The sequence below is a fragment of the Pseudoalteromonas sp. SG45-5 genome (assembly GCF_014164085.1).
GTDB lineage: Bacteria > Pseudomonadota > Gammaproteobacteria > Enterobacterales > Alteromonadaceae > Pseudoalteromonas > Pseudoalteromonas aliena.
Genome location: NZ_JACJEM010000076.1, coordinates 1 through 16,771 on the forward strand (window position 1 = coordinate 1; position 16,771 = coordinate 16,771).

The following is a 16,771-nucleotide window of genomic DNA, read 5'->3' on the forward strand; positions in this document are numbered from 1 at the left end:
GTAACCTAGTGGGCTAAGTAAAAACCGAGCAACAAAGAGTTAATCGTCCCTAGAAAGAACCCAAAGGGCAGCGCATGTTTGGCATTTATGCTGCGTTATCGCCTATTTATGGGGAATAACCACACCACATAGGCGCTGCCTTGCCTAAAAACCAAACACACTGCTGCAAAATCAATCACGAAAGGTCCACACGCCCTAGCAAGCCCTTGCGCTTATAAACTATATTAAATAACCAGAGTTCAGGTTAAATAGTGTGTGTTTTAAAAACGCCTAGCTGAAAATAAACTAACTCAATCTTGTTACTTTCATTTTTACTTTACCTGCATTCGCACCATAAAAGCGGCTTAAGTCATTTGCAAATGGACAAAACTCACCCGATTTAGTGATTTTAATATCTGCGCCATCTGCTATTTCGAATAGATGATCGTCGCTTTTATTTATAGCGCCTATTAACGAAAACCATTGTGCGTGAGGCAATCGTCTAAACGGTTCAAGCACTGCCATGGGGATTTCTTTTACACCAAGTTGCACATTATCGCGGCTCCAGCCTAATGGTGTGCACTTTATACCATCGTCAAACCAATATTGATTTGGGTAGGGTGCAAAGCGATACGTAGCACCTAGTTCAAGCATTAAGCCTGTCGCATTGTAGTGCTCACTGGCAAACACGGTTACATCTTGGCTTTGGTTAATGCTCAGCATACTCATGTTTTGATTAGCCAGCTCAATATGAGCGCTTAACCCTATAAAACTCAACGTGCTGTTGTCGCTGTAACTAATTTTATATTGCCGCTTTTTTAATGACTCTGGTCGATAGCTTGTCAGTTTATTAATGCGCTCAGCTACGCTGTGGTGCACGAGCGGTTTAAGGCTGCTGGTTTCGTTATCTAGTAATACGGCGCATTCCCTGTCTATTAATTTTAACAGCGGGTTAAACCAAAAGTAATTTTGTTGATGACTCAATGCAAGTGGATCGGGTATCACGGTAACATCATCTTGCGCCACTAAGTTACTATCAGGTAGTAATGTTTCGTAATCTATACTATGGCTGGTTAGCAAAGATATACTAAGCGGCTGCTCTATTAACCATTCTAAGGCGTAGCGTAGGCAAATATCAGCTAAACCATCGCGATAATAACCGCCGCCAATATCAGAATGCGCGCCAGCAAACCACAGCTCAGTAATATTACTTTGGTGATTCATAAGAGTGGGTTCAAACGCACGTCTTTTTTCATCAAGGGCTACGCAGTGCAGAGCTTGAGTAACATTTGTTGCTATGGTGTAGTTTTCAAAAATAACATGCTCTGCGCCATAAGCCGCTTTATTTATTTTTGATAAGCCAATAGAGGCCACGGTATCAAATACACATAAATAAACGTTTTCGTTTATTAAGCGTTCAAGGCATTTAGCAAATCGCCTAGCAAGCGCAGCACCTCGGCTAAAACCAGTTAAAAGTAATGTGTCGCCACGTTGGTAATGAGCCTTAAAATCACTAAAAGCTTGATTTAAAATGCTAGCTACATCGTCACTTCGTGGCGCAAATGTTTGATTTAGTACGCGCTTTAAGTGGCTACCTTTAGTACCAATACCTTGGTAGTAAAAACTAAGTTGGTTTGAAAATGCAGTGGTAGTGGCGTTTTCTAACTTACCGCCAAGTAGTAAGTGCAATTTTAGGATATTAGAAATACTGGCGTCTTCTTTAAAGTGTTCTGAGCTAAATTGCTCTGCGTCACGAGGATCGTTACCTGTGCCGTCAAAGTTAAAAATTAGCGTTTTTCCCGCCATAGCCCTAATCCTTTATTTGTTTTAAATACTCTACACAAACCGTGTTAAAAATTAAAGACAGTGATAGCGCTCACTGTCTTTAATTTAAACCGCCTTTAATGCAATTTCATTTTTGGACGCACAACACGTAATACTTTTTCGCTTATCCATAATGCAAAAGTTTTTGCGCTGCCGTGAATGGCGCGTTGATGCATACGGTATAAAGATATATACATAAAGCGGGCAATTTTACCTTCAATAAAAAAGGTATTACTGGTGAGATTACCCATTAAGTTACCCACGGTGCTGTAGCTCGATAAGTTAACCAGCGAGCCATGATCGCTGTATTTAAAGCCGCGTAGTGGTTGCTGCTTTAGTGTTGCTATTAGGTTTTTTTCAACGCACTGCGCCATTTGATGCGCCGATTGTGCGCGTGGTGGTACTTGCTTGCCATCGGCTTGGGTAAATGCGCAGCAATCGCCTAATACAAAAATGCTCTTATCAACGGTGCTTTGTAAAAACTCGTTTACTTGAATTTGATTGCTACGAGTCAGCTCAAAAATACCTAAGTTTTTAATAAAATCAGGCGCTTTTACACCTGCCGCCCATACCATAATATCGGCATCAATGTGTTCATCATCTTTGGTGATAAACCCTTGTGCGGTGCCTTCTTTTACTTGAGTTTGCTCTCGCACATTTACGCCAAGTTTTAATAGTTCGCGTTTGGCGCTGGTAGCTATGCGCTCAGGTAATGCAGGCAAAATACGCGGGCCGGCTTCTATCAAATGAATATGTAAACGTTTAGAGGACATATTCGTTAAGCCATAAAGTTTTAATAGCTCCGACACATGGTAAAGCTCAGCAGAGAGCTCAACACCCGTAGCGCCGCCACCTACAATGGCGATATTAAGCGATTGTTGTTGGTTGTCGTCTTGATGAAGGCGCGTAAAGCTATCTAGTAATGAGTGCTGAAAGCGCTCTGCTTGTTGGCTTGAATCTAAAAAGTAGCAATGCTCTTTTATACCAGGGGTATTAAAGTCGTTACTTACGCTGCCAATGGCAATAACAAGGTGATCGTAGCGTACAGAGCGGCCAGGTAAAATGGTATGGCCTAACTCATCGTTAAGTGGGGAGAGGGTAATTGTTTTATTGCTTTGGTCTATATTGCAAAACGTTCCTAGTTGAAAACGATAATTATGTTTTGCGGCATGGGCTGAATACACAACGCCATCTAAATCGGGGTCAATAGAGCCTGTCGCTACTTCGTGCAGTAACGGCTTCCATATGTGGGTACGATTCTTGTCTATTAGCAGTATATCTGCGTGATTTTTTTTCCCTAGTTTATGCCCAAGTTGGGTTGCAAGCTCTAATCCGCCAGCACCACCGCCAATAACGACGATTTTAGGTATTGTAATACTCATAACGTTGCCCTTAAAAATAATATACCCAAATAATCTGTATTATTTTTAGTGTTTTAAGGTTATTTGGGTATCGCAAAAATTATTTTTGGCAAACGTATTGGTATAACCTGCGGGTCTATTTCTGTAAAGTCAACGCAGTGAATGATGAAAATAGCTGCTTAAAATAGATTTATTATCCAGAGTTAAGGTTTATACGGTATTTAGTGGGGTTATTTTGCGCCTAAATAAAGGATATGTCAGCAAAAAAACAGTGTTATTTATTGTATCTTAAAGACAAAAAAATCATCTTAGGTACATTTTTAGCTTATAAGTATCAGCATTGCTGAAATGACACTTTAATTGATAGGATGAACGACTTAATTTAGGTAAATCTTCTGCGCATATTATCATAATATTTTAATGCTTTTTCATTTCGTGGGGTGTAGTCCGTAATTCCACCGTTTGCAATTTCGAAATCACAACATGCGAGTATTATTTCACGAAGCTTATGTCGCCCTCTTTGTACACGACTTTTTGCACAAGATAACGATAGACCAAGTTTACTTGCTATATCTTGTTGGCTTATTTCTTCAAGTTCCGATAACTCGAGTGGGATGCGATACTTCTCAGGTAGTTCTTGGAGCAGAGGCACAATACATTTGGCGATATCTTGGTGGTTTTTTTCAACATAATCGTCTCGTTCCTCAACAATATTTTCAGGTAATTCATCATAGTTTTCTCGTTTTCTATAATAATCTATGATGGTATTTTTGGTAATGCTGTACAACCAGCTTTTAAGGCTTGTCTTTTTTTTCAGCTGCTTAAGGTTTGCACTTGCCTTAATGTAAACGTCATGAAGTATGTCTTCTACTATGTTTGGATCATCAACTTTTTTATTGATATAACTTTTTAGTTGCTGCCTATGGCTTTCCCATTCAGAAAACATATAAACCTCTTTTACTATGAATTAAAATTTTTTATTAAGGCACTACTTTTGAGGAAGTGCGTTATTTTTTATATAAATATGGTTAAACATTGGGTAAAGCTTTAGTAGACTATTTTCAGGTTTTTTACTAATCCATAGGTATATGTTCCGTAATATAATTTTTAACAAAATAGAAAAATGTCTGATATACGACTTCATAAATTCAGAGGCGATGGCCGATAACAATAAAATAACAAATTTTCTTTGTTATCGACAATATTTCCTATCTCAAAATAGACCCAAGCTAATTGGCATAAATATTAGCAGCAACTGCTCGGAATTTCTTTTTTATCCACGACAGTCGGCAAGCTTGATTGTGCCAATACGTTTTTCAAACGCTCAAATGATGTTTTTATTTGCTCCCTTGGACTAGCAAAGTTCATACGCGTAAATTGCGTCGCATTGCTACTAAACCAAGTACCAGGAGATACACCAAAACCAGCCTCTCCTACTATTTTTGTTAATTCATTCCCTTCAAAACCCGTTGCAGAAAAATCTAACCAAACTTGATAAGTACCTTCTACTGGAAACATTTTTATGGAAGGCAGTTCGTTCATTAAAAATTGGCTGATCCAATCTATATTTCCTTGCATATAACCTAAAAATTCATTTAACCATTCTTCAGCATGTTCGAAAGCTGCAATAGTGGCGAACGTAGTAAATGCATTACCATGATCGAGGTATAAAGACTCTGTTTGTAATCGCATATTTTCAAGGATTGTTTTATTTTCAGTATATATATACCCGTTTGAAATGCTTTGCATACCAAACGTTTTCGAAGGTGAGCCTATTAAAGCAACGTGGTTATTTGCTCCGCTTGCCATTAGGCTGATGAATTTGTGTCCTTGATAGATTATGTCTGAATGAATCTCATCGCTGATAATAGTGACATTATGCTTCTTCGCAATGAGTAGAATTTGTTCAAGTTCTTCTTTTCGCCAAACACGACCAACAGGATTGTGGGGACTGCATAAAATCATTGCTTTTACTTTTTCAGAAGACATTTTTTTGGATAGATCCTTAAAATCGATCTCATATTTACCATCTTCTATCTTTAATGGATTCTTAACTATCGTTCTATTGGCTGTGCTAATAACTTTAGAAAATTGATGATACGCAGGTGTTTGAATTAAAATGCTATCGCCCTCTTTTGTGAGTTCACGGATCAACAAAGCAATACCTGTTAATACACCGGTTACCTGTACAAAATTATCAGTATTTAAAGTTAATTGGTGTCTGCGTTGGTACCAATTACTAATCGCTTTAAAAACGTCTAGCGAACTGAATTCATAAGCAAAGTTTCCTCTATCAACAAGACGTTGTAATTCTTTTTTAATCTGTGGAGCTATAGTGAAATCCATATCTGCCACCCAATAAGGAGTAACATTTGTGGTTCCAAAAATATTTTTCAGCATAACTTTATTATTACGAATAAAGCTATTCTCGGTTTCATCATTTTTGCGTTCAAGATTCATAATTAACCTATTAAGTGTTTGTGAAATATCTTATAGGTAAGACGTCGCTACCTTATAAAAGACGCAAAAAAGTTATAAATTTTTATCAGGGTATACCGACCTTTCAAAATTAAGGCTTGTTCTATTTAGATATGATTTTATTGTAGCGTGTGTTGGAGCTGTATGAGTCCTCGCCTACTCTCACTATTTTAATACTAAGCTAGCTGTAAAAATGATGATCAAAGGCATATAAGTTATACTCACGTTTTTATCGCCTAGCTGTGCAGTTAAATCGCTGTTTAAAAACAACGAAAGGACACTTATGACCGCGTCATTAATTCAATCACTTGAACAACATTTTGGTTTCAGCCAATTTAGAACAGGGCAACAACAAACTATAGAGCAGCTTTTAAATGGTCAATCGTCGCTGGCGATATTTCCGACCGGCTCGGGTAAATCGTTGTGTTACCAACTCACCGCATTGCACTTACCTAATTTAACGCTTGTGGTGTCGCCACTGCTTGCCTTAATGAAAGATCAAATTAGCTTTTTAAATAGTAAAGGAATTTATGCAGCTAGCCTTGATTCGAGCCAAGATCAAATGCAAAGTAGCACCGTAATGAACGACGTGCGAAACGGCAAAATTAAAGTACTAATGGTCTCGGTTGAGCGATTTAAAAACGAGCGTTTTAGAGAGTTTATAAGTCAAGTGGCACTTTCAATGCTGGTGGTAGACGAAGCGCATTGTATATCTGAATGGGGTCATAACTTTAGACCCGACTACTTAAAGCTCCCGCGTTACCGCGAAGAGCTTAATATTCCTTTAGTGTTGTTGCTTACGGCAACGGCAACTAAAAAAGTAAAGCGCGATATGGCCGAGCGTTTTGCTATTGCACCTGAGTGCATTGTGCAAACGGGCTTTTACCGCGCTAATTTAGATTTAAGCGTGTTGAGTGTTAAAACCGCCGATAAAAATACCGAACTTGCCAATATTGTACGCGCACAAAGTGGCCCCGGGATTGTGTACGTAACACTACAGCAAAGCGCAGAGCAAGTAGCTAATGTATTAACCGCGCAAGGCCTGCAAGCAGTGGCTTATCATGCCGGGCTTGAAGATACGCTTAGGTGGCAAATTCAAGATGATTTTATGGGCGGTAAAATTAATGTTGTAGTGGCAACCATCGCCTTTGGTATGGGTGTTGATAAATCGGATATTCGTTTTGTTATACATTACGATTTGCCTAAATCGATAGAAAACTACAGCCAAGAAATTGGCCGAGCAGGGCGCGATGGTCATCCGTCAAACTGTTACACGCTTGCTAATTTAGACGGGCTCAATACGGTAGAAAACTTTGTATATGGCGACACGCCAGAGCTTAGCGGTATTGAATACGTAATTAACGATATTCGCCAAAGCCACCAGCAATGGGAAATGCAAGAGTACAGCCTTTCAAGCGAAAGCAATATTAGACAATTGGCCCTTAAAACCTTGTTAGTACAGCTCGAAATGCAAGGAGCAATAACGCCACAATATGCGTACTACGCCGATTTTAAATATAAATTTTTGGTCGATAAAAATGAGCTACTTAGTCACTTTGACGAGCAACGCCAAGCATTTTTAACACAAATATTTAGCCACACTGATTTTAAAAAAATATGGGGCACGTTAAATTTTGACTCCCTTACACAAGCTGCGCAGGTTGATCGCAAACGTGTAGTGGCCGCTCTTGATTACCTAGCCGAAAAAAACCTAATAACGCTTGAGACCAAACGTATTACCCAAGTATATAAAGTGCATGGGGAGGTTATAAATAATCCCGAGCTTGCGCAGCAACTTCACGACTACTTTACCGACAAAGAACAGGCCGAAATTAAGCGTATAGCTGCACTGATACGCTTTTTTGAGCTGCCAAGTTGCTTAAGCTATAACTTAGCGCGCTATTTTGACGATCAAAATGCCCCTGAGCAATGTGGGCATTGTAGTGTGTGTAGAGGTCATGCGGTTAAGCTTGAGTACTCTATAAAGCCTGCGCACATTGATGAGCAACTTATTTATCAAAAAGTAGATGAGTTTTTAGCGCATATGGCAGGTAAAAATCATCAAAACGTGGGTGTTGAAACCCAATGCCGTTTTTTAGCGGGGATGAGCGTACCGTTATTTACGCGCAATAAAGTACGCCAGCTGAGTGGCTTTGCATTGTGCGAGCAGATGCGTTACGGCGATATTAAAGCAAAACTACTAGCGCGTTAAACTAGTTACTGTATCCTAGTGGCTTATTCAAAAAAGTAAGCCACTATGCCGCATATTGTTATTCCCGTTGAAAATATTACGACTACCCCAGAGCCCGTTACGTGTGCTAACTGCCAAGCCTGTTGTTGCCAATTAGAAGTGCGCATAGTAACCGACACCGGCGTGCCTTTTAACTATATAGAATACGATAAATGGGGCAGCGAAGTAATGAAACGCGCTGACGACGGCTGGTGCCAAGCACTCGATCGTAATACGCTTATGTGCTCCATTTACGAAAACCGCCCATTAGTGTGCCGCGAGTTTGAAATGGCCTCAGACGAGTGTATTACCGAGCGTGATTTAGCGGGTATATAGTTATATCGTTTAGGTTAGTTAACTAGGTTATACCTACATATAACTATTACTACCTACAAAAAAGGGGCTTAAAGCCCCTTTTTAAATTGCTGTAAAACGCTAAACTCTTACACTTTAAAGTAACTAATATACTTTTTGAGTGTGCCCGACAGATCCGCTAATGCCACTGCTTCTTGTGCGTTACTATTTAACGACATACTGGTTTCTTTGGACATATTAGCAATTTCTTCAACGCCGGTACTTATTTGTGCCACGGTGGCTACTTGGGTTGATGTCGCCTCAACAATTTCCAGCACGTTATGTAATGAGTCATTAGCTTGTTGTTGTATTTGATGAAGTAACTCGTTTGCTTCGTGGGTAAGCGTTAAACCATTTTCTACTTGCGGTACAGTGGTTTCCATCGCGGTTACCGACGCTTGCGTGTTTTCTTGTACTTGCAAAATCATTTTTTCAATATCGCCCGTTGCATCGCCAGTACGCTGAGCAAGTTGCCTTACTTCATCAGCGACTACTGCAAATCCACGACCAGAATCACCCGCTCTGGCGGCTTCAATCGCGGCATTAAGTGCTAATAAATTAGTTTGATCAGAAATACTGCGGATCACACTTAAAATATCACCGATATGTTTTACGTGCTCTTGCAGTACATTTACTTGGGTAACTGTCGCTTTTACCGTAACAGAAATTTGTTCTATCTCAGCCGCCACTTTTTGTACCGCTGAACTCCCTTGCTGAGATAACTGCGCTGTAATTTTTGAATTGTCTTCAGTTTGTTTGACTGAGCCGGCAACAGAATTAATGCTTCTGCTCATCTCCTCTAAACTACTCACTGCTGAATTTATATACGTCACTTGTGTGTCGGCAGCGCTAAGTGCTTGTTGAGAACCCGATGCCACGCTTGCAGAGTGGGTCGATAGCTCTTCAGATGAATTAATTATACTATCGACAATGGTTTTTAATTTACTTTGCATTACGCCTACAGAGGCCATCATGCTGTTAGGGCAACACGAATAAACATCTGCGGTTAAATCGCCTTGGGCAATAAGTGCAATTACTTCTGCGGCTTCTTGCGGTTCGCCACCTACCGAGTTTCTGATCTGCTGGCTAATAACATAGGCAACACCGGCACCGATTAAAGTGGCAAGCGTTGTTAATAAAATCATCCATATTCTAAACGAGCTAGCTACTTCGCGGGTATCGATAGTTGTCATTTGATTTGCTTGTTCTTGCAAGTTTATAAACTGGTTTATGGTATTAAGCCATTGTGTAAATGCTGGGCGGGCATCCGTTAATAAAACGCTCGACGCTTGATTTAAATTACCTGCTTTTTTTGCACTTATTATGGTTTTGATTAAAGGCTGAGTACGTTGCTCTATTTGATTGATTTTTTTAATTAGTGAGCGTTCTTCACTGGACATATTGGCAGTGAGTTGACTCATGGCGCGACTTGATGTTTGATAAAAAGCGTCTAGTTCTTCTATATCATTAAAAACTGTACTTAAGTCACTTTGGTCAGTCATTAAAACAACATCACGAACGGCAATTGCTCTGTCGTGTACACTCCCTCTATAATTTATAGCGTAACGTTGCTTTACTGAATTCACATCGGTCATTTGCGTAATATTGTTATTAATAAGGCTAACGCGTGAAATTCCGATAATTGTTAAAATAAGCATCATCGATAAGATCACACCAAACCCAGTGGCTAAGCGCATATTTATGGTCATGGTTTGTTCCAAATGTGAGAAGTACTGACTTTGTAGGCCACCAGTACAATTAAGAAAATTTTATAATAATTAGTCCATTATGCACTATAGGAACAGTATTTAGCACAACAATCCGCTTTTTTTGTAAAATATATGTATATAAAATGAGGGCCTGTTGACCTTTCAGGATTAAAATATGTTCTATTAGGTTGCGATTTAATTGCAGAGCTATAAAAACAAAAAAGAGGCCTAAGGCCTCTTTCAGTTATCTGTGCTATGCCATTGACTAGTCGTATTTGGCTTCAAGTTCGTCAGCCGTATGAAATTTTTCATGACTTCGTAACTGTTCATCGTATTCAACCAGGTTTTTAAAGTGCGCTAATTGACCTGAGTTTTTAACAATTTCAACAATAAACGACATCATAAAATCGGCGCCGGTTAAGGTGTCGCCCACTAAATAACGTTTACCTTCTAGGCGGTCGTTAAAGTAGCTAATTACTTTAGCTGTTTCAGCGTCTGCATAGCCCTCTAAAAACTGTGTTTTAGCGCCGTCTTTAAGTACAAACATTTTAAGTAAAAGCGGTAAAATTGCAGAGCTTTCTGCAAAGTGCAGCCATTGCTGGTAGTCAACGTAATCAGCTGTGCCTACTTGTGGAGCAAATTTGCCATTACCATATTTAGTAATAAGGTAGTCGGTAATAGCGCCTGATTCGGTAACAATTAAGCCGTCGTCTTCAATTACCGGCGACTTACCAAGTTGATGGATATGCTTTAGTTCGTCAGGAGCTAGGAAGGTGTCTTTATTGCGCTGATAAGCGACAATTTCGTAATCAACATCTAGTTCTTCTAAAAGCCAAATTATGCGTTTAGAACGGGATTTATTTAAATGGTGTAGTTTGATCATGTCTGTCCTTGCAGGCTTATAAAGCGCGATACTTAATAAGCCGTTTAAAATTAAAGCGGCTGGTTGATTTTAACCACTGTTTTACCAAAGTTTTTACCGCTGATCATATCGTTAAACGCGCTAACTGTGTTTTCGATACCTTCTACCATGTGTTCGCGGTATTGAATTTTTCCATCTTGTAGCCATTTTTGCATGTCTTGTGCAAATTCGTCGTAGCGGTCGCCGTAATCATCAAAAATAATAAAGCCTTGCATTTTAATACGCTTAGTAAGCAGTTGGCCCATTAACATACCTAAACGGTCTGGACCCTCTGGTAAACCCGTTGCGTTATATTGCGATACTAAACCGCACAGTGGTACGCGTGCGGCGGTGTTAAGCAAAGGTAATACGGCGTCGAATACTTTTCCGCCCACATTTTCGTAGTAAACATCAATACCTTTGTCGCAGGCTTTTTCTAGTTGCGCTGCAAAGTCATCTGCTTTGTGATCAATACACGCATCAAAGCCTAGCTTTTCAATTGCGTGGGCACATTTTTCGCTACCGCCAGCAACGCCCACTACTTTACAGCCTTTAATTTTAGCTATTTGACCAACCGTTGCGCCCACTGGACCTGTTGCGGCTGCGACTACTACGGTTTCACCTTCTTTTGGTGCGCCAATATCAAGCAAGCCCATGTAAGCTGTAAAACCAGGCATACCCATTATACCTAACGCGTACGAAGGATTTGTAGGCTCTTTTCCTAATTGCATTAAGCCTTCGCCGTTGGTAATGGCGTAGTCTTGCCAACCTGTGTAGGCAAGTACCCATTCGCCTTTGCTAAACTTATCGTTTTTAGAGTCTTCTATTTGGCACACTGTTGCACCAACCATGACATCGCCAATATTGACAGGATCAGCGTACGACTTAGCATCGCTCATACGGCCACGCATGTATGGGTCTAATGATAAATAAATAGTACGCAATAACACTTCGCCATCTTTTAATGCAGGAAGCTCTACCGTTTTTAATTCAAAGTTTTCATTGCTGGGCGCGCCGTGTGGGCGTGATTTAAGAGTAAGTTGGCGACTAGTTGTAGACATAAAATCTCCTATTAATATAAATAAACTACTTATCGAATGTTTACGCTTTAAAATTGTGTTCAGCTAAACAAGAATGCGCGAATAAGCAGTATGAATATGTACAATGCGTACCTTGATAAAGGAGTTTTGGGCGGGTGGTTGATAATTCAACCTTTGCGCAGATTTAATTAGAGTAATTAGTCTGCTTTGAGCTTACTAAATATATGATTGTTGTAAAACACCCCATTTTTATAAATGGCCTGTTTAAGCACAGCCTCTTGCTCAAAGCCGCTCTTAGTAAGTGCCTTCATAGAGCCGGTATTACCAGCAAACACAGCGCCAAAAATTCTATTTAGGTTAGATTGCGCAAACGCTTCTTCGCAGATAAGTTCAATAGCGCGAGTAATAATGCCTTGCCCCCAATAGGTTTTATTTAGCCAATAACCAATTTCGCCACTGTGGCTGTATTCAAATTCGCCGGAAGTTATGCCAATACAGCCCGCAAATTCTCCATTTACAACAATGGCCTTAATAATACCGTTTTTTGAGCCTTGGTTTATCCACCAATCAGCATCGGCTTGAGTATACGGAAACGGAATTTTTGACGATAAGTAACGAGTCACCTGTTCATCATTTAAGGTGTTAATAATAAAAGGCGCGTCTTGGGCTTTAAAATCTCTGAGGGTGATCATATTTTTCCATAAATTTTTAGTATGCACGCTAACTTAGCAATCATTTAAGAGTTAAACAATCAGAACCTAAATTAAACGGTTTACGGCTATTACTTTGTTTTAAAGTCCTCTAATATAAGCAAAATATTAGTCCTATTTTAAATGCCATTATGCACCCACACATTAAAGCACTCTATAACAGCGCGCAAAAGCCAAGCCGTTTAATTATTGGTTTAATGAGTGGCACCTCGTTAGACGGACTCGATGTAGCGCTTTGCAAGGTAACGGGCGCGGGCTTAAATACACACATTGAGGTTTTAAATTTTACCACCATTGATTACAACGACGATTATAAAACTAAAATAAAGCAGGTATTTGCTAAGCGAGAGTGCGATTTAGAACTTGTGACTTTACTGCACCCGTGGGTAGGAAAGCACCATGGCACATTGGTTAATCAGTGCTTAACTAAGTGGAATATAAACCCAGCCGATATAGACGTGATAGCCAGCCACGGGCAAACAATTTATCACTGTCCGCAATCGCAGCATAATCATAAAGACTTTAATAACGGCACCTTACAAATTGGCGACAGCGATCGAATAGCGGTTACAACGGGTATTACTACCATTGGTGATTTTAGGCAAAAACACATAGCCGCAGGAGGTGAGGGCGCACCACTGGCGGTATATGGCGACTATTTGTATTTTTCGAGCGCAGCCGAAAACCGTATTTTGCTAAATATGGGGGGGATAGCTAATCTCACGTATCTACCTAAATGTGGTAACGCAAGCGCGGTATTTAGCTCAGATATTGGCCCTGGTAATACTATTATGGATGCTTACGTGCAGCGTTATTTTTGTGATATGCATTACGATAATGATGCTGCGCTTGCAAAAGCCGGTACGCAAAATAAATTGCTGTTAGAAGCGCTATGCGACGATGCATTTTTTAAGCTCAGCATGCCTAAAACCACAGGGCCTGAGGTATTTAATTTAGCGTATTTAGCTGCGGCTCAAACTCGTTCAAATACACATAACTTAAAACATGACGATATAATGGCAACGCTTAATGCATTTACTGCTCATGTTATTAGCAAAGCAATAAATGAGTGTGTTAAAAACGCGCCAAACTGTGTGGTATATGCAAGCGGCGGCGGAATACACAATCCATTATTAATGGAGCAGCTACAGGCGTTTTGCCCTGCGGTAAAAGCGTTTAAAAATACCCACGCACTCGGAATCGATCCAGACGCTAAAGAAGCCGTACTATTTGCTATTTTAGCAAACGAATGCCTAGCAGGAGAGCAACAACACTTAAATAATACAACGCAAGGTATTGCTGGCGTTACTATGGGCAAAGTAAGCTTCGCTGATTAATAACTTATCAGTGTTACAGGAGTACAACCAGCACTAAAATAGTGATAAAAACGTAGACCCCATACTCGTAAAATAGCGACGAATACCTTGCGGTTTAGTGTGCTCTACATTAATAAATGGTGCGCAGTAACCTTGTTTAAATGCCTTAATATGCATATCAAATTGTAAGCTGTTTTTTAAAGTTGCGTGTTTACCGTGCAGCATCAATTGCATTACAAAACACTGGCTTTGTGTAATTTTGCTCAAAGTAAGATTTACGACACCTCGTTCAAGATCTGCATTCGTTAACGTGTGCTCAGTAAAATACTGCGCGCCACGAGCACTTGGATGTGTAGCGCTAAGCGAAATAATATCATCTTCATGCGCTGCATCAGGCAGCACACATTGCAGCGCAATGTTATGTGTTTCATTGGCTTGTAACGAAAGCTTTTCGTATTCCATGGTGTGGCTCATGGCCGCAGACATTGGATCTTCAAATGATTGCAGTGCAAATGTTAGCTGCACTAAAGGTGTGCTCATCTTACTTTGTCTTCTTGAGTCTATATATTTATCGGATAGAAATTATCCACTATCAAGATTACAGAATTATGACTCTGATAGTATAAAAACTACACATTAAGTTGATTTGATCAAAAAGGATCATTCTTGTCCTAGTTTGGAATCATTTCTCAGGCATCAGCAATAGAGAATCATATCCAGCAGGGCTAGAGAGGAGCTGGCAATATGTCTTATTTGGGCTTTGCTACTCGGATTTATAATTGCATCCTAAGTCATAAATAAGCTTAAATATCAGTTTGTTAAATGAAGTTGGTTAAATCTAATTAATAAATGGTGCCACCATGCATATCGCGATTATGGGTTTTACGTTTGAGTACTTGCAAGACGATCATGAGTGATAGTCGCCTCAAGAAATAAACAAGACATCCATCCTAAATTTTGCCTTCCAAAGCGGCAATTAAAATAGTTCTAAATCCTCTTTTAATATTTTACGTAAAATTGAAGTAACCGATTGAACCAAAATAGGAACACAGCTATGGTTTGTTTATCAATAAAAAAATAAAAAACAAGTTAATTTACAGGCTCGTTAAATGACTCTGAGTTTCTGCCATATAACTAAAATATGAGGTAAGCCCAACTCCTCACCAATAGACCTTTAACCTCATTGATAAGGAGTTGGGCTTGTAGTTCGGATTGTCTTGTACACTTTAATTCAAAATTTTAATGCCTGGATCGAACGTTAACGTACATCTTAATGTTGGTATACCATTAACCATTTCGACCAAGCTTAGATTAAAGTCGTAAGTTATTGTAGCGGGTAACGTGCCTATTTTTTCGGCTTCTATAATTTTTGCGCTACTATAATCCATACTGGCGCTATTTGCTCTGAGTTCTTTATCTATATAGTAAGCTCTTAATGTTTGTTCAGTTCTGGATTGTACAAAGTCCCCCCCTTGGCTAACTACGTATTTGGCCCAATTACCATGAGTAATTATATCTTTTATGCAAATACTATAAGCTGCGCTAGGTTGAATTGGTGTTTCATACCAGCGCACTTCATCTCCAGGTTTAGCTTCTATTATCAGATCAGAAGTTGCGTGCCCTGTAAAGGTGCTACCAGTTTCACTTACCATATAGAGATATTTTAGCAGGTCTGCTGGCTTCATAGCGATACTCGATGGTTTACCTTTTTTCAACCAATATTCATATATTTTTTCTTGATCAACGTTGAGTATTATGCTTATTACATTCATGACTATATTCCTTTTATTAAAATTTGTTTAAAATAATTTTACAGGCTTTCTTTTACCGCCTATGACATAGTTTATTGAATACTGGTCTTTAACCCGAACTATTTCCTAATCGTCTTTTAACACTATTTTTCTGTTAAAGAGTCAGTACTTTTTGTGCCTAGGTCTAAATAAGTGGTTGGTAAAATACAGGATAAAGATAGATCACTAGTTATCAAAAAAATATTACACCCTATTACATAAGTGAGAACCTGGGAATTAGAAGTTAGAATGGCACCCATCCAAAGAAAGAAACAAGACATCCATCCTAAATTTCGCCTCCCAAAACGCTAATCAAAACAACACTAAACTCTTTTTACCTTCTGCTAAAAAATACAGTAACCGATTGAACCAAAATAGGAACTCAGCTATGGTTTATTTATCAATAAAAACAAATAAAAAACGAGTTCATTTACAGGCTCGTTAGGTCTCGCTCCATATGACACCAAGGATTGTAACTTATGTTTCTTCTGGGCTTTTCGCAGCTGTATTTTTCTTAAGTGGTATGGCTATTATGTTTGGCTTTGGTATTGTCTTAATTGGACTTGTAATTGGCTACCAACCAGATTTCGATGATCTCTCAATTTATGAGGCTGTGTTTGTTTCAATATCATTATTTATTGCCGGTTTGAGCTTGTTAGGTGTTGGTGCTTCTTTTTTTATCAGTATTTTTCTAGAGATTCAGTTACTTGAGCACTGCAAAACCAAAGCTCTTGATGTCGGGGCTCTAAGTTTCAAGCACCCATATAGTTGTCGGGAGTTACACAATTACACATCAAATGTAAGCGATGCTTGGGTAGGCACTGGAGCAGGTAAATCACTAAATAAGTTTGTACTGAGTCTTAAACGTATTGCAAATTTTAGCTTTTTCTCGCTTATTATTCTGTTTATATTGGCTATGGTTGTAACGGTCATGTATTTAGAGTTTATAAAATAGTAGATACCATCTCTCCAAAGCACTCGCAACCCTAATTTTATGCTAACTCAGATTTGTATTTTGTTTGGTTTTTTATTACACCAAAGCAAATTTGAATTAGCTTTCTCATTGCAGCTCCTAATGC

Annotated in this window: 14 protein-coding genes; 4 read left to right on the forward strand and 10 right to left on the reverse strand. The window is 39.2% G+C overall.

Annotation, left to right across the window (positions count from 1 at the left end):
• Positions 1 to 285 precede the first annotated feature (285 nt).
• The 4 genes from H5119_RS18425 to H5119_RS18440 form a co-directional block, all read right to left on the reverse strand.
• On the reverse strand, positions 286 to 1,785 hold the full coding sequence (locus H5119_RS18425) for a DUF2235 domain-containing protein (RefSeq protein ID WP_182703263.1): 1,500 nt from the start codon (positions 1,783 to 1,785) through the stop codon (positions 286 to 288).
• A 95-nt stretch (positions 1,786 to 1,880) separates the two neighbouring features.
• Positions 1,881 to 3,185, reverse strand: a complete 1,305-nt coding sequence (locus H5119_RS18430; RefSeq protein ID WP_182703264.1) for an NAD(P)/FAD-dependent oxidoreductase — start codon at positions 3,183 to 3,185, stop codon at positions 1,881 to 1,883.
• Between the two features lie 361 nt (positions 3,186 to 3,546).
• Positions 3,547 to 4,110, reverse strand: a complete 564-nt coding sequence (sigZ, locus tag H5119_RS18435; protein WP_182703265.1) for an RNA polymerase sigma factor SigZ — start codon at positions 4,108 to 4,110, stop codon at positions 3,547 to 3,549.
• Positions 4,111 to 4,409: 299 nt separating this feature from the next.
• The gene (locus tag H5119_RS18440; RefSeq protein WP_182703266.1) at positions 4,410 to 5,624 is read right to left on the reverse strand and encodes a MalY/PatB family protein; all 1,215 of its coding nucleotides are present in this window, start codon (positions 5,622 to 5,624) and stop codon (positions 4,410 to 4,412) included.
• Between the two features lie 301 nt (positions 5,625 to 5,925).
• On the opposite strand from H5119_RS18440, the gene H5119_RS18445 reads away from it, so the two are divergent.
• Positions 5,926 to 7,854 carry an ATP-dependent DNA helicase RecQ gene (locus tag H5119_RS18445; protein WP_182703267.1) on the forward strand — a complete coding sequence of 643 codons (1,929 nt, stop codon included), beginning with the start codon at positions 5,926 to 5,928 and terminating at the stop codon, positions 7,852 to 7,854.
• A gap of 45 nt (positions 7,855 to 7,899) precedes the next feature.
• Positions 7,900 to 8,208, forward strand: a complete 309-nt coding sequence (locus tag H5119_RS18450) for a YkgJ family cysteine cluster protein (protein ID WP_077535485.1) — start codon at positions 7,900 to 7,902, stop codon at positions 8,206 to 8,208.
• Positions 8,209 to 8,315: 107 nt separating this feature from the next.
• On the opposite strand, the gene H5119_RS18455 is transcribed toward H5119_RS18450, so the two are convergent.
• From H5119_RS18455 to H5119_RS18470, 4 genes are all read right to left on the reverse strand, one after another.
• Positions 8,316 to 9,935 carry a methyl-accepting chemotaxis protein gene (locus H5119_RS18455; protein WP_182703268.1) on the reverse strand — a complete coding sequence of 540 codons (1,620 nt, stop codon included), beginning with the start codon at positions 9,933 to 9,935 and terminating at the stop codon, positions 8,316 to 8,318.
• A gap of 265 nt (positions 9,936 to 10,200) precedes the next feature.
• A complete protein-coding gene (locus H5119_RS18460; RefSeq protein WP_182703269.1) occupies positions 10,201 to 10,818 on the reverse strand; it encodes a glutathione S-transferase family protein in 618 nt (205 codons plus the stop codon).
• 50 nt (positions 10,819 to 10,868) lie between these two features.
• On the reverse strand, positions 10,869 to 11,897 hold the full coding sequence (locus H5119_RS18465) for an NADP-dependent oxidoreductase (protein WP_182703270.1): 1,029 nt from the start codon (positions 11,895 to 11,897) through the stop codon (positions 10,869 to 10,871).
• A gap of 176 nt (positions 11,898 to 12,073) precedes the next feature.
• Positions 12,074 to 12,568, reverse strand: a complete 495-nt coding sequence (locus H5119_RS18470) for a GNAT family N-acetyltransferase (protein WP_008139608.1) — start codon at positions 12,566 to 12,568, stop codon at positions 12,074 to 12,076.
• A gap of 149 nt (positions 12,569 to 12,717) precedes the next feature.
• Here H5119_RS18470 and H5119_RS18475 point away from each other — a divergent pair, with 149 nt between their 5' ends.
• Positions 12,718 to 13,923 carry an anhydro-N-acetylmuramic acid kinase gene (locus H5119_RS18475; RefSeq protein WP_182703271.1) on the forward strand — a complete coding sequence of 402 codons (1,206 nt, stop codon included), beginning with the start codon at positions 12,718 to 12,720 and terminating at the stop codon, positions 13,921 to 13,923.
• A 33-nt stretch (positions 13,924 to 13,956) separates the two neighbouring features.
• On the opposite strand, the gene H5119_RS18480 is transcribed toward H5119_RS18475, so the two are convergent.
• Positions 13,957 to 14,442, reverse strand: coding sequence for a hypothetical protein (locus tag H5119_RS18480; RefSeq protein WP_182703272.1), 486 nt, complete (start codon positions 14,440 to 14,442; stop codon positions 13,957 to 13,959).
• A gap of 686 nt (positions 14,443 to 15,128) precedes the next feature.
• Positions 15,129 to 15,674, reverse strand: a complete 546-nt coding sequence (locus tag H5119_RS18485; protein ID WP_182703273.1) for an AidA/PixA family protein — start codon at positions 15,672 to 15,674, stop codon at positions 15,129 to 15,131.
• A 475-nt stretch (positions 15,675 to 16,149) separates the two neighbouring features.
• On the opposite strand from H5119_RS18485, the gene H5119_RS18490 reads away from it, so the two are divergent.
• A complete protein-coding gene (locus tag H5119_RS18490) occupies positions 16,150 to 16,647 on the forward strand; it encodes a hypothetical protein (protein WP_182703274.1) in 498 nt (165 codons plus the stop codon).
• Positions 16,648 to 16,771 lie beyond the last annotated feature (124 nt).